At 36.0% G+C, this 14,778-nt stretch carries 11 protein-coding genes; 3 read left to right on the forward strand and 8 right to left on the reverse strand.

Annotated features, from left to right (window positions below):
- Window positions 1–6 precede the first annotated feature (6 nt).
- The 3 genes from EHR01_RS14310 (at window position 7) to EHR01_RS14320 (ending at window position 7,204) form a co-directional block, all read left to right on the forward strand.
- A complete protein-coding gene (locus EHR01_RS14310; protein WP_135695608.1) occupies window positions 7–3,207 on the forward strand; it encodes an efflux RND transporter permease subunit in 3,201 nt (1,066 codons plus the stop codon).
- Window position 3,208: 1 nt separating this feature from the next.
- Window positions 3,209–4,636 (forward strand): TolC family protein, encoded by a 1,428-nt coding sequence (locus tag EHR01_RS14315; protein ID WP_135695610.1) that lies wholly within the window; start codon window positions 3,209–3,211, stop codon window positions 4,634–4,636.
- A gap of 99 nt (window positions 4,637–4,735) precedes the next feature.
- Window positions 4,736–7,204 (forward strand): ATP-binding protein, encoded by a 2,469-nt coding sequence (locus tag EHR01_RS14320; protein WP_135695612.1) that lies wholly within the window; start codon window positions 4,736–4,738, stop codon window positions 7,202–7,204.
- Between the two features lie 33 nt (window positions 7,205–7,237).
- Here the strand turns inward: EHR01_RS14320 and EHR01_RS14325 are convergent, their stop codons facing one another.
- The 8 genes from EHR01_RS14325 to aroC all read right to left on the reverse strand — a co-directional run bounded on the left by EHR01_RS14325 (window position 7,238) and on the right by aroC (window position 14,775).
- Window positions 7,238–7,711 carry a hypothetical protein gene (locus EHR01_RS14325; protein WP_208721788.1) on the reverse strand — a complete coding sequence of 158 codons (474 nt, stop codon included), beginning with the start codon at window positions 7,709–7,711 and terminating at the stop codon, window positions 7,238–7,240.
- Between the two features lie 87 nt (window positions 7,712–7,798).
- Window positions 7,799–8,134, reverse strand: a complete 336-nt coding sequence (locus EHR01_RS14330; protein WP_135695614.1) for a Zn-ribbon domain-containing OB-fold protein — start codon at window positions 8,132–8,134, stop codon at window positions 7,799–7,801.
- Window positions 8,135–8,397: 263 nt separating this feature from the next.
- A complete protein-coding gene (locus EHR01_RS14335; protein ID WP_135572852.1) occupies window positions 8,398–9,612 on the reverse strand; it encodes an acetyl-CoA C-acetyltransferase in 1,215 nt (404 codons plus the stop codon).
- Between the two features lie 72 nt (window positions 9,613–9,684).
- Window positions 9,685–10,656: a hypothetical protein gene (locus tag EHR01_RS14340; RefSeq protein WP_244310199.1), complete on the reverse strand. Its 972-nt coding sequence runs from the start codon at window positions 10,654–10,656 to the stop codon at window positions 9,685–9,687.
- 208 nt (window positions 10,657–10,864) lie between these two features.
- Window positions 10,865–11,392, reverse strand: coding sequence for a NuoI/complex I 23 kDa subunit family protein (locus EHR01_RS14345; RefSeq protein WP_135695616.1), 528 nt, complete (start codon window positions 11,390–11,392; stop codon window positions 10,865–10,867).
- On the reverse strand, window positions 11,379–12,827 hold the full coding sequence (locus EHR01_RS14350; RefSeq protein WP_135695619.1) for an NADH-quinone oxidoreductase subunit G: 1,449 nt from the start codon (window positions 12,825–12,827) through the stop codon (window positions 11,379–11,381). The genes EHR01_RS14345 and EHR01_RS14350 overlap by 14 nt, the downstream gene beginning before the upstream one ends.
- Window positions 12,828–12,881: 54 nt before the next feature.
- Window positions 12,882–13,622, reverse strand: a complete 741-nt coding sequence (locus EHR01_RS14355) for a response regulator (protein ID WP_135695621.1) — start codon at window positions 13,620–13,622, stop codon at window positions 12,882–12,884.
- Between the two features lie 16 nt (window positions 13,623–13,638).
- Window positions 13,639–14,775: a chorismate synthase gene (aroC, locus tag EHR01_RS14360; protein WP_135695623.1), complete on the reverse strand. Its 1,137-nt coding sequence runs from the start codon at window positions 14,773–14,775 to the stop codon at window positions 13,639–13,641.
- Between the last annotated feature and the right edge of the window lie 3 nt (window positions 14,776–14,778).

Raw genomic sequence — 14,778 nt, forward strand, 5'->3', positions numbered from 1 at the left:
CCATTTATGTTTACTAAATTTCTCCAAAGACCAGTTCTTGCTATCGTCTTATCCGTACTAATTGTATTTGTAGGACTAATTTCTATTAAAAATATTCCTGTATCACAATTCCCGGAAATTGCTCCACCAAGGGTTACCATTACTTTATCTTTTCCCGGTGCGAGTGCACAAGTATTAGTGCAATCAACAATTACTACTCTTGAACAAGCTATCAATGGTGTTGCAGGTATGCGCTACATGATTTCATCATCTACAAGTTCTGGTGATGCCATCATACAAGTCTTATTTGATCCTGGTACCAACCCAAATGATGCCTTAGTACAAGTAAAAACAAGAGTAGATCAAATGATGTATCGAGTTCCTGAGTTAGTTCGGCTAGAAGGAATTTTTGTACAACCTGTACAACCAAGTATGTTGATGTACGTAAACCTATATAGCAAAGATCCAAATGCGAGTGAAAAATTTCTCTATAACTACGCTACAGTTTTTTTGCTACCTGAACTAAAACGGATTCATGGAATTGGACAAGCAAAGATACTTGGAACTAGGCAATATGCAATGCGTGTTTGGTTAAATCCTGATCGAATGCGCGCATACAATGTAACCACTGCCGAAGTGATGAAATCTATTGAAAACCAAAGTATCATTGCAAGACCAGGCAGACTTGGACAAAGTTCTGGAAAACAAGCTCAATCACTAGAATACACTCTCACCTATGAAGGTTGGTACAACGAACCTGGCCAGTATGAGAACATTATCATTCGAGCCAAAACAGGTGGTGAAGTTTTATATTTAAAAGATATTTCTAAAGTAGAACTTGATAGTGAGTTTTATAATATTTACTCCGATGTTGATGGCCATCCAGCAGCAGCCATTATGTTTAAACAAACTGAAGGAAGTAATGCAAAAGAAGTTATCGAGGACATCAAATCAAAGTTAGAAGAACTTAAAAAAACATTTCCTCCTCAAATGGATTACAAACTCAGTTACGATGTCTCAAGTTTTATTGATGCAGCGATTGAAAAGGTAATCCATACTCTTGTAGAAGCATTTGTACTTGTTGCCATTGTAGTTTTTATTTTTCTCGGAGACTGGCGTTCCACTCTCATTCCAATTATCGCTGTTCCAGTGTCATTGATAGGTGCCTTTTCATTTATGATGGCATTAGGTCTCACTATTAATTTAATTACACTCTTTGCAATGGTTCTAGCGATCGGAATTGTCGTAGATGATGCCATCGTTGTTGTCGAAGCAGTCCATGCAAAAATGTCAGAAGAACATTTGAGCGTTTACTTATCAGTAAAAAGTGTTTTGGGTGAAATTAGTGGAGCGGTCATTGCCATCACACTTTTGATGACAGCCGTTTTTGTTCCTGTTACATTTTTACCAGGGCCAGTCGGAGTATTCTATCGACAATTTGCGATAACAATGGCAACTTCAATTGTATTGTCAGGATTTGTAGCTTTAACACTCACACCAGTGTTAACCGCAATGATTCTAAAACCCCATGTTCATAATAAAAAAACACACAATCCAATTGATATATTCTTAAATAAGTTCAATTATTATTTTGATCAACTAACAGAAAAATATGTAAACTTGATGCATCGTTTTTCGGGGTCAAAAGTTTTTATCATATCCATCCTGCTTAGTTTTACGGTTGGTTTTTTGTTACTAACACAAATCGTTCCAGCAGGTTTTGTTCCCGGCGAAGACCAAGGTATGATTTACGCTGTCATACAAACTCCTCCGGGATCAACCATTGAAAAAACAAATGATGTCGCACGCAAATTACAAGAAGTTGCTTTAAAAATTGAAGGTGTCGAATCGGTAGCTTCTCTTGCTGGTTATGAAATTCTAACGGAAGGAGAAGGTTCCAATGCTGGAACTTGTCTGATTAGTTTAAAAGATTGGTCAGACAGAAAAAACTCTGTTCATGATGTTATGGAAGAACTCGAACATAACACAAAAAACTTTGGTGCTATTATTGAATTCTTCGAACCTCCCGCCGTACCAGGATTTGGTGCTGCTGGTGGTGTTATGTTTCGTTTATTGGATAAAACAAATAGCGGTGATTATACTGCATTTGACAAGGTTCATGAAGAGTTTATGAGTGAACTTAGAAAAAGAGAAGAATTAACAGGTTTGTTCTCCTTTTATTCTGCTAAGTTTCCACAACTCGAAGTAAAACTAGATCGAAAACTTGCCATGCAAAAAGGTGTCAACATTGGTGAAGCAATGGACAATTTGGATATCCTCGTTGGTAGTACCTATGAACAAGGATTCATTCGCTTCAACCAGTTTTTTAAAGTTTATGTTCAATCCCTACCAGAGTTCAGAAGATTACCTTCTGATATTTTAAAACTTTTTACCCCAAATGATAAAGGAGAAATGGTTCCTTATTCAGCATTTTTATCGTTGGAACAAAAACAAGGAGCTAATGAAATCACTAGATACAATGCTTATACATCATCAGTAATTAATGTTTTACCTAACGAAGGTTATACAACAGGTGATGCCATCCAAGCAATCCGAGAAGCTTCCAAAAATCTTCCTTCAGGTTTTGAAGTTGGTTGGGAAGGTTTATCTTATGACGAAGCTGCAAGAGGGAACGAAGCCATATTTATCTTTTTAGCGGTAATTGTTTTTGTGTATCTAGTGCTTTCAGCCCAATACGAAAGTTTTATTATTCCCTTTTCTGTGATTCTTTCTCTTCCGCCAGGAATTTTTGGAACATTCTTTTTATTAAAATTGTTAGGTCTTGCCAACGATATCTATGCACAAATCGGAATGATTATGTTAATCGGCCTCCTAGGAAAGAACGCAGTATTGATTGTTGAATTTGCAAGGCAAAGACAAGAAGCAGGTTTAAGTGTTTTTGAAGCTGCAATCGAAGGTGCAAAAGCGAGATTCCGACCCATCCTTATGACATCATTTGCCTTTGTTGCAGGTTTGTTACCTCTTGTTTTCGCAACTGGCCCCGGTGCTATTGCGAATCATACAATCGGTGCTTGTGCGTTAGGTGGAATGGTCTTTGGAACTATCTTTGGTGTCGTAATTGTTCCAGGATTATACATCATCTTTGCAAACATTGCTAAAGGAAAAACTTTAATCTATCGCGAAGACAATATGCCCCTCTCGGAATCCGAATCAAGTTACATCACTTCTGAGAAAGAAAGAAAAAAGATAAAAGGAGGAAAAAAATAACATGAAACGAATTATTTTACCAATTGTATTTTTACTTAATTTTTCCTGTATACCTGCACTCTTCCAAAGAGATAAGGAAGATTTAAAACTTCCTGAAGAATTCTTAAACTGGGAAACTTCAGAAAAATCGGAAAAGTTAGCGAACCAAATTTGGCAGGATTTTTTCAAGGAACAACAGTTAATCGAACTCATTGATGTTGCTATAGAAAACAACCAGGAACTTGCCATATTAGAACAGGAAATCAATATTGCTAATAACGAAGTTTTTGCCCGCCAAGGGGAATACCTACCTAAACTATCTCTTCAAGCTGATGGTGGCGTTGAACAAAAAGAAAGATTCAGCACACCAAATGCCAATTCACCTACACTTTTTGTGCACGGTGGACTAGTAATGAGTTGGGAAATCGATATCTGGAAAAAACTAAGAAATGCTACCAAGTCAGCTTATTTACGTTATTTGGCTGGAATTGAAGGCAAACGATATGTAGTCACCAACTTGGTTGCTGAAATAACAGATACCTATTTTGAACTAATTGCTTTAGACAATCAACTTACTTTAGTTGAAAACTATATTGAAGTTTTATCCAAGGTGAAAGACATTGTAGTTCTTCAAAGAGAAGCAGGACGAACCACATCATTAGCTGTAAAACGTTTTGAAGCAGAAGTTTCAAAAAATTTAGCAAGAAAATATGACATCGTCCAACGAATCGCAATCACAGAAAACCGCTTAAACTTCTTATTAGGAAGATTTCCTGAAAAAATTACAAGAAAATCAGAAGAGTTTTTAGAGATCTCATTACCTGAGATTCAAAAATCAGTACCCATTGATCTTTTAGAAAATCGACCTGATATCAAACAAGCTACGCTCATGCTAGAATCAAGAAAATTGGATGTTGATGTAGCAAGAGCTAGGTTTTATCCTTCACTAATGATTGATGGAAATATTGGATATGAAGCTTTTAATTCAAAACATTTCAAAGGTACTCCAGTATCGTTAGCTTATGGATTAGGTGGTGGAATCATAGCACCACTCATCAACAGAAAAGCAATTGAAGCAAACTATGCAACTGCAAACAATCTTCAAATTCAAGCTTTATACAATTACGAAGTTTCACTTCTGAAAGCTTTTACAGAAGTAACCAATCAAATTGTAAAAATCAAAAATTTAAATCAAAAATTTGAGGCAAAAACCAAACAAGTCTTAAACTTAAAGGAATCTGTTGAAATTTCCAACATTCTTTTCAAAGCCGGCCGCATAGATTACATTGACGTATTATTTACACAACGAGACTTCTTAGAAGCCCAAATCGAAGTGTATGAATTAAAATACAGTTTATTAGAATCTAACGTTGGTTTGTATAAAGCACTTGGTGGTGGATGGCGTGGACAAAAAGAACCAGAAGGCGAAAGAAAATCTGGCAATTTTTAAATTTTTTTAAATCTGTAATCAAAGTTCAAATTAAGCAACAAAAATAGGTTAGTATTTCTTGTAGACAAACAATGATTAGTAACAAATTTAATATAAGTTGTGGTTTTAAAAAATCGAAAAATAATAACAATATTTCTTTTTTTTATAACACAATTTACTATTTGTCAGTGCAATCTGTTCGTTTTACATTCAAACTTACCAGTAGCAAAAAATGGATTTCTGGATTTATCAAATTTTGACCTTGGAAACATTCAAAATGAATTCGCAGTGCTTAATGGCGAATGGATTTTTTTTTGGAATGAATCTAAAAATGAAAAACTTCAATTAAATCTTAATTCCGAATTAGAAACAATTATTGTTCCTGGTTCCTGGAATCAAAAGATTGTGAATGGAGAAAAAATCGGTAGCCTCGGCTATGCAACGTATTTCCTCCAAGTAAAGTTACCAGAAAAATGGAAAAATAAAATTCTAATATTAAGAGCAGACTATCATGCTGGTGCTTATGAAATATTTGTTAACGGCGTTCTTTCGCAATCCGTAGGTAAGTTTGGAACTACAAAGGAAACTTCTAAGAATGTTCACGCGCCTTCAATCGGATATATTTATTCAAATTCAGATATTCTAAACATTGTCATCCATGAATCAAATTTTGAGCACAGGGTAGGTGGAGTTGGTAGACCTTTATATTTAGGATTGCCAAAAACTATAAATTCAATTTCTAATCAAAGGAGAAACTCTGATTTATTTTCAATAAGTGTATTATTTATTATCAGCCTTTATTATATTTTCTATTTTCTAATCAGAAAATCCGATAAATCGAATTTAATTTTTGCACTTCTTTGTTTTTTCTTATTAATAAGAGCTTTTGTTCAAAACGAACAAATACTTAGAGAATATTTTCCAAATGGTGATTATAAGTTATTTCTTCTTATAGAATATAGTGCAATGTATTTTTCTCCAAGTATTGCGCTCCATTTTTTTTCATTCCCAATAACATATCCATTTAAAAATAAATTTTTAGCTATCAGTTATATCATTTCATTTTTATATTTTTTTTATGCCCTTTTTGTAGATACTTTTTCCATTTCTTTAACGGTTTTACAATTTCAATATATAGTACTTCTAATTTGTATATTCACAGTTTCATTAAACATTCTTGCGATTTATAAAAAAGTAAAATATTCGTGGATTTCACTATGCAGTATGTTTATTGCATTAATCACAATTATTATTGATATGATGATTATACAGGAGAAAATTCAAATACCTTTCACTGCGTCCTATGGATTAATTTTTATGATTTTTACTCAAGGAATTATTCTAGCAGTTCGACATTCAGAAGCTTTCAGAATCAACGAAAAACTGACTAATGAATTAACTCTATTCAATGAAAATTTAGAAAACAAAGTTAAGGAGAGAACTGTCGAATTAAATTTAGCAATTGAAAGAATGGAAAAATCTGTTAAAGCTAGAAATGAATTTTTGGCTAACATGAGCCATGAAATTAGAACACCAATGAATATCATTTCAGGTATGGCTCAACTGTTAGATGAGTCAGATTTGAAACCAGAACAAAAAGAATATGTATCAATTTTTAACATTGCCAACAAAACTTTATTAAATGTTTTGAATGATGTTTTAGATTTATCAAAACTAGAACAAGGTTTTTTATCGATTGATATTCATGAATTTAAAATTGATGATTTGTTTAGTGATTTAAATAAAATTTTTCAATTCAAAACAAAGGGTACTTTATTAACTTTCGAAATGCGAATAGATCAAAATGTTCCATTATTCGTTAAGGGTGATTCAAACAGAATTTCCCAGATTTTATTTAATTTATTAAGTAACGCTTTTAAGTTTACGAATAAAGGCAAAGTTATACTTACACTCAGCTTTGAAGACAATAGGCTTTTTGTCTTTTCAGTAAGAGATACTGGTATTGGTATGACAGAAGAAAAGATTAGTAAATTATTTATAAGGTTTTACCAAGCTCATGATACAAATCAAATCTTTCAAAGGGGCACTGGTTTAGGACTAGCAATTTCAAAGAAATTAGTTGAACTTATGCATGGAACAATCTCTGTTAATAGTATTTTGGGTGAAGGATCTGAATTTACTTTCAAAATCCCCTTAGAGATTGCAACTTTCAGAAATTTAGAAAATTTGCAATTCCAACAAACGAATAAACAAATGGAAAATCTGAAAGTATTTGTCATTGATGATGTCCAAGAAAATTTACTTATTGTTAAAAAGTTTTTAGAAAAAAATATTTCTGATATTTATCTTTCTACCGGAGGCAATGAAGCTGTTAACATTTATGAAGAAAATCTGTTTGATATAGTCTTAATGGATATCCAAATGCCAAATTTAAGTGGATTTGACCTATTAAAAATTTTCCGAAAGATAGACTCGGATCGATTTAATTTTTGTCCGATAATTGCGTTTACTGCAAATGTTACTTCGGAAGAACAAAGAGAAATAGTCGAAGCAGGTTTTAGTGGATTTCTTTCTAAACCAGTTTCAAAAAAAGATATATTTGATAAGTTTATGGAAGTTTTAAAATAATCTACAAATACAATATTTCTATTCACTCCTGATTTATTTTTGCTCTTTTCTTTTATGATATAATAACGCTTTTTTCAAACAAATGATTAGCTTAGATTTAGAAATTTTTTGACTCACAGAAAAATACAAAGCTCGTTTCCCATCACAATTCCATTCGGGAAATTCAATTGCGATTTCTTTTGCGATTGTGGTTTTGCAATTAAAGTATAGAGCAAATTCAAGTTCATTTACTTTTGCCATTCGAATGGTGGAACCAGACTTTGTTTTTGGAGTTAAAAAACTAGGTTCGCCCCATTTCAAACATTCTGCAATTTCGCCAATCTTTTCATCTGCATGCGAAAGTTCATAAATCCAATTTCGGATTTCCATAAACTTTTCTAACATTGCAGGCGTTAGATTAAAATAATAGGAAGTTATTTCTTCCGAAGGAAGAGGATACTTTAGTTTGGAATTGGCTTTGAAATTTGAATCCGGTTTAATTTTATGTTTAGTGGTTGGCAATTTCATTTTTGATAATTCGGATTTAGAAAATCAAAAGTTTTCCAGTTTTCGAATTGAATATTAGATTCGTTCTAATGCGATAATTTAAAAAATCTAATATTGAAATACAGGGCCGATTTTTTCATCGGTTCCTTTGAATCGGACTTTATCTCCAATTTTCACCGTATTAAAATCTGTCACACCTTCAATCACTGTTGTTAATTTTACGTTTTCTTCCGTTTGTACAATCGCAAGAACATAAGGAGCGCGGGTCGCCATATGACCAAATCCAACATATACAACAGTGAATGAATGGATGGTTCCATTCTCTTTTAGGTCCACTCTTTCCGTGGATTCACTGCCACAGGACGGACAACCACTTAAAACCTCTGCTACTTTAAAGTTACATTGGTTACAAATTGTGCCTGTGAATGAATGTGTTACGCTCATAGTACATTTCTCAAATGATCGTAAAATAAACGCAATACGTAAAAAACACTAACTGAGATAAAATCACTGTTTTTAGATTCAAATAGCAGAATAACAACAATGCCAGTATGTCTGTTATGCGTATTGCGCATAAATCGCCCACTCGATCAAAGTGGCCCAGACTCTGGTATTTTTTGAAAATGTGATGTGTAATAAACGAAACACGTTTAAACCCCGCAGTTACGAGATCCAAACGTGTTTTTTCAAATTCTTAAAGTATTATCTTACTTCAATCTTTCGATGATCGTAGCAATTCCCATACCACCACCGATACAAAGAGTGATGAGGCCGTAACGAAGGTCTCTTCTTTCCAACTCGTCAAGTACGGTTCCAGTTAAAATCGCACCAGTTGCTCCGAGTGGATGTCCAAGAGCAATCGCTCCCCCATTCACATTGATTTTGGATTCATCAATTCCGAGTGTTTTCTTTACGTATAACACTACAGATGCGAAAGCTTCGTTGATTTCCCAAAGGTCAATGTCTTTTACGCTAAGACCAGCTTGTTTCAACGCTTTTTGTGAAGCAGAAACAGGACCAGTTAACATGATCGTTGGATCTTCACCAGTTGCCACTGTTGCAAGAATTTTTGCACGTGGTTTCAAACCGTATTTTTTCAATCCTTCGTCATTAGTCACTAGGATCGCAGCTGCACCGTCAACGATTCCAGAAGAGTTTCCGAGTGTGTGGATGTGGTTAATTTTTGTTACTTCAGGGTAAGAACGAAGAGCAATCGCATCCAATTCTTTTTCACCAATCGTTTTGAATACAGGACCAAGGCTAGAAAGGAAAGCATAGTCTGATTCCAAACGTGGGTTTTCTTCTTCAGTCACAACAGTTCCATCATCCAAAGTAATTGGGATCACAGATTTTTTAAAGTAACCATTTTGAACTGCTGCATGTGCTTTTTGTTGTGAAGATTCAGCAAAACGATCTGCCTCTTCACGAGAAATATCATACTTAGTTGCAATAAGGTCAGCAGAGATCCCTTGTGGAACTAGGTTGTAGTGAGCAGCAATTTTATCGTTACCAACATTAAAATCACGTCCCATCATATCATCACCCATTTTCACACGGCTCATGGATTCAACTCCACCACCAACTCCAATTTCCATTGCTCCAGAAGCAACATGGTTTGCTACGTTGTTAAGGGCTTGTAATCCAGATCCGCAAAAACGGTTTACTGTATAACCAGGAACATCTTTTGGCCAATGAGCCGCCATAACCGCATAACGAGCGATACATGCAGCTTGGTCAGCAACTTGGGATACACAACCCATTACAACTTCTTCAACCGTTTTAGGATCGATTCCGGTACGTGATTGGATGGCTTTTAATGTGGCAGCAGCTAATTCTTGTGGATGGACGGATGCAAGTGTCCCGCGTTTTTTGCCCTTTCCTCTCGGAGTTCGGACAGCATCAATAATATAGGAATTCCCCATGGGTTTACCTCTCTCTGGGTGTTTCTAGGAAAAACGTACAGAGTTCGCCTCACAAGAAAAGTAAAAAAATCATCATTTCGTCATAGTTTTCATGAATTTGTGACGGTAGTAGAGTAATTTTGCTCGAATTTGGCACCCGTAGCCCGAAAACATCGCATCGAGCCTGTCGGCCTTGCTTTCATTTCGTTCTTCGGCGATGCGAATATAGCGAAAATTGGGTTCGATGGCCTCCGCAAATTCTCGTTTGTTCCAATCTACATAACGCCAAGCGCTAAAACTATGGTTCACTCCCACCTTCTCATCGATGGTTCCCAGGAGTTGGAATTTGGATTCGCAAGGGGTTCTAAAAAATATATAACGATTAAAAAAGTAAAGGATCGTTCGGTGAGGATTTGCTTCTAAAACCGAACGAAAATGTTCCCGCATCTCCTCCACAGTATAAAACAAATCAGGACCGGAATTGGTACTGCGAAAGATCACTGGTGAAAATTCATTTGGTGTATATAATTTTGTTAAAATTCGGATATAAGATGGATCATCCAACCGGTAAGGAATCTCGTTAAATGCAAAAGGGAAAGGTTCTCTTTCCGTAAGATGAATTTCTATATAACGTGTATGATCGTATTCCGGGTCATTGATATCGGTTGCCACAATCTTTTTGATATAACGGGAAAGGAACTGGTCTTCATATAAATCACGAACAGTGACTGCACCTTCTTCATAAAGAATGGCACTTCCAAAATCTATAAAACTAGCTCCATCTAACAAACGTCCTATGGATCCATACTCATGGTGTAAAATTCGATTACGAAAAATCGAACGTAAAATCAAATTATGATCATACAAACGTTTGCGACCGGATCGTTGCTCTACAACTGTGTTTTTTGTTTTTTTTACTTTATAGTAGTGAATATGATTGGCGAGGCCAAACCTTAACTTTTCAAAAGCATGATTCTCCAAAACACGTCTTTCGTCTTCTTCGTTTTCGATAATGGTTGTTTCTGCAGAAAGTCTAGAAGGAAAACTGAATGTTACCGTTATCATCCAAAATAATAGACAAAAAATAAATCTAAAACTTTTGGTTACGATGTCTTGGTTTGGAATATTTAGAACAAAAAATCTAAGGATGAATTTTTGAATCAAAGAAGGTAAATTCACAAATGTATTAATTAAATTGAATCAAAAATAAAAAACCCGGATTCGTCATGAAACAACAAAAACCGGGTGATCAAATAGAATTGAAAAAATAAATTTAAATCCTTTGGCCGAGAATCGGTCCGCCAGTTTTTTCCATCATTCTTTCTTTGGTTAAAAATAAATCTTCACGATTGTCTGCTGCCATCTCGCCTGTTCCGTCTAAGTAAATCGCACCCTTAGGACAGGCTTCCTCACATAATCCACAGAAAATACAACGTAGTAAGTTGATTTCAAACTTCTTAGCAAACTTATCTTCAGGGTGAAGGTGTTGACGATCCGTTGGTACTTCTGCTGCTTCAATATGAATGGCATTGGCAGGACAAATCCACATACAACAAAAACAAGCAGTACATCGTTCCCTGCCTTTTTCATCTCGTTTCATGGAATGCATTCCACGAAAGCGAGTCGAATATTGGCGTTTTTTATCAGGATATTCGATGGTTACTTGTTTGTTGAAAAAAGCTACCTTAATGAAATGTTTTAAAGTGATCCAAAGGCCTTTGCCGATGGACCAAAAATAAAACTTCTCATACCAAGAAAACTGATGTTTTTTGGCTACGTTGTTGACATTAACGGTTCCCAACAGATGCCTCCACTTTTTCAGTTAGTTTTTGGATAATCAAATCCACAACACCAGAAGCGTTTAACAATCCCTTAATTGGATTCATCGACTGCTCAAAGTTTTGTTTTAGGCCGTTTTTATTGGTAAAACTACCAGCAGATTCTGCAAAAATTTGAATTGGAGCCGCCAAACTAGCGCTCTTCGCAGCTTCAGTTAAATTAGTGTCAAAAGAAATTACCTTTGATGGATCAATTCCTTCTGGGATTGACTCTTTCAATACGAAAACTAAATCAATGGCACCTGATTTAACTGCATTTACAATTCCCGAAATTCCTGAAGTTGATGTGATCCCCAAATCAACAGCTCCCTTTGTATTAGGGTGGTTGTCTTTTGTGAGTAAAAAATCCACTTGTTCGGTTTCTTTGTTTTGTGCATCTGTCACACGGGATTCCCATTGAATGGATTTCCCACCTAACTCACGTGAAACTAACTCAAATCCTTTTTTTAGTGATTCCAGCGTTTCATTGGATTCATGAGCTCCACCAAGAACAGCAATCGACTTCGCCGCTTTCATACGATCTACTATTTTAGAAATGACTTCTTTGGAAGTTGAAGGATTTCCCGCTTCCAAATAACTATGAAGACGATTCTCATTCATCCAATCCAAATCAAATCTTCCTTTGTCACAAAGGAAAAACATACCTTGGTCATAGTTTTCACGAACCATATAACGATACATTTTATTGTCTCGTACATTCGTTGTTACATTACAACCTGTGGAACATCCATGACATACTGATTTGTGTGATTTATACCACCAAACACGCGACTTAAATAATGTTTTATTATTTAGGAGTGCTCCCACTGGACAAATATCTGCCAAAGCACCTTGGTAGTTGTGATCAATTGGTTCTGATTTTGCCAGGCCAATGATGGAATGATTTCCTCTTTCAAAAAGTCCAAGATTAGACTGACCAACCTTTTCTTCTTCAAATCTAACACAACGATAACAAACAATACAACGATTATGATTGATGATGAGATTGGTTCCAATCTCTTCTTGAGGAATATTTCTTTTATCGAATTCAAACCTTGAATGTCCTGAACCAGAACCAAATGCGTTATCTTGCAAACGACATTCTCCGGCTTTATCACAAACGGGACAGTCTAACGGGTGATTTGCGAGTAAAAATTCCATTGTACCAGCGCGAGCTTCTATCACTCGGTCTGACTTAGTAATGATCCCCATTCCTTCTTTTACAGGAGTATTACAAGCTGCTTGTAAACGAGGAACACCTTCAATTTCAATGAGACACATGCGGCACATACCGACAATGCTGAGTGCTGGGTGGTAACAAAAGTAAGGGATTTCGACTCCTACTTCTTTTGTGGCGTCGATGAGGTTTTTCTTTTCGTCGACTTCGTATTCGACTCCGTCTATCTTTATCTTAACCAAAGAACAGGCCCCCTAGGTTTGATTAGACCTAGGTCTTTGGTTTTTGTCAAACCTTCATTTTGAAATTATATTTACCTCGGAAAGATAGGAGAATGGTTGCAAATCCACTACATGGTTATTGAAGAATTCCGAATCTAAAAACAAGGAACTGGCTCGGATATTGGTCTGTTTGAGAATTTTTGCGATCAGATCATCCAAAATTTGTAAGGATCTGACTTCGTAAAAGAAGGCGTTATCGAGATTGATTCTCAAATTGGTGAAAGACCCTCTTCCTCCTAAAGACAACATAAACCGATCAAAGATTTCCTCAGTGGATTTTTTGCCCGGACAACCCTGAATGTCCAAAACCATTTGTGAAATTGATAGTTCCGTGACATTAACCACCAACGGAAATGCTTTTTTGTCGATGATGTTTTCTGGTTTTAGCTGCAAAACTTGTGCAATTTTTTCGAGTAAGGCTTGGTTTGCAATGGGTTTTAAAAGATAAGCAGTCACGTGACTAAGAGCCGCTCTTCGTACTTGGTCTTTTTCACCAACAGCAGTTAACATGATGACAGGGGTCATCTTTAACATATCTTTGCCTTTCTCCAAAAAACTAATTCCGTCCAAATAGGGCATATTGACATCACTAATGATCAAGTCATAACTATTGTTTCTGATTTTAGTTAGCCCCGACATTCCATCCACAACATGAGTGACGTCAAAGTTATATCTTTCTAAAGTATGTAATAGTAGTTTGGCACTACTTTCATCATCTTCAAGTAATAGGACTTTATAAACTTTTGGTCGATTCATCTGTTTTAGGATTCCTTTATTGTTCTGGAATAGAATCTAAATTTGCATATTTTAAAAACCATTTTGGCTGTAAGGCTCTTTGGTAAAGATAAGCATCCACTAACACAAGATTTACCACAGCTTCCACAATAGGAACAGCTCTTGGTAGTACACAAGCATCATGTCGCCCTTTTGCTTTTAAAATGGTTTCTTCATTTTTATCGTTAATGGTTTTTTGTTCTTTTTTAATGGTCGAAGTTGGTTTAAAAGCGGCACGAAGGATCAAATCCATTCCGTTAGATATTCCACCTTGGATACCACCAGAATTGTTAGTTCTAGTTTTGACTTTTCCAGTTCCCGGCTCTATATAAAATTCATCGTTGTGAACGCTTCCCGTTTGGCGGGTACCAGTAAATCCAGATCCCACTTCAAATCCTTTACATGCCGAAATAGACAAAATTGCCTTTGCCAAATCAGCATCTAACTTATCGTATACGGGATCTCCTAAACCAGGTGGTAAGTTTCTGACGGCAACTTTGACAACTCCACCAACAGAATCTCCTTCATCTCTAAGTTTTCGAATGAGAGTCTCCATTTCGTCATTAGACGATTTTTTTGGACATCTTGTTGGGAAGTTGTCCACGATATCTCTAGAAATAGGATATTCAGATTCACTAATATGAGAATCGATTGGGCCAATCGAATCCACCCAACCTACTGTTGAGATTCCAAGCTCTCTCTCTAAAATCACACGGGCAAGACCTGACGCTGCTACTCTACCAATGGTTTCTCGAACGGAAGACCTTCCACCGCCCACATGCGCTCTATGTCCGTATTTCTCCGAATATGTATAATCTGCATGAGATGGCCGAAACACATGGGCCATTTCATCATAGTCACTTCCAATGGTGTTTTGGTTGTTCACTTTCATGAGAATGGGACTACCAGTTGTTTTACCTTGGAACACTCCTGATTCCACAACCATCCGATCTTTTTCATCCCTTGGAGTGGTAAGATCATTTTGGCCTGGCCTACGGCGTGTTAAATCCTTTTGAATTTCTTCCTCTGGAAATGGTAAGCCGGCAGGAACTCCATCCACGACAACTCCAACAGAAGTTCCGTGAGACTCACCAAATGTTGATACTCTGAAAATTTTTCCCCAACTTGAAGGCATATA

The organism is Leptospira mtsangambouensis (assembly GCF_004770475.1).
Taxonomy (GTDB): Bacteria; Spirochaetota; Leptospiria; order Leptospirales; family Leptospiraceae; genus Leptospira_A; species Leptospira_A mtsangambouensis.

Coding starts and splice junctions, on each gene's coding strand:
- EHR01_RS14340 (WP_244310199.1), bottom strand. CDS start 10,656: ATGATAACGGTAACATTCAGTTTTCCTTCTAGACTTTCTGCAGAAACA.
- EHR01_RS14315 (WP_135695610.1), top strand. CDS start 3,209: ATGAAACGAATTATTTTACCAATTGTATTTTTACTTAATTTTTCCTGT.
- aroC (WP_135695623.1), bottom strand. CDS start 14,775: ATGCCTTCAAGTTGGGGAAAAATTTTCAGAGTATCAACATTTGGTGAG.
- EHR01_RS14310 (WP_135695608.1), top strand. CDS start 7: ATGTTTACTAAATTTCTCCAAAGACCAGTTCTTGCTATCGTCTTATCC.
- EHR01_RS14335 (WP_135572852.1), bottom strand. CDS start 9,612: ATGGGGAATTCCTATATTATTGATGCTGTCCGAACTCCGAGAGGAAAG.
- EHR01_RS14330 (WP_135695614.1), bottom strand. CDS start 8,134: ATGAGCGTAACACATTCATTCACAGGCACAATTTGTAACCAATGTAAC.
- EHR01_RS14325 (WP_208721788.1), bottom strand. CDS start 7,711: ATGAAATTGCCAACCACTAAACATAAAATTAAACCGGATTCAAATTTC.
- EHR01_RS14355 (WP_135695621.1), bottom strand. CDS start 13,622: ATGAATCGACCAAAAGTTTATAAAGTCCTATTACTTGAAGATGATGAA.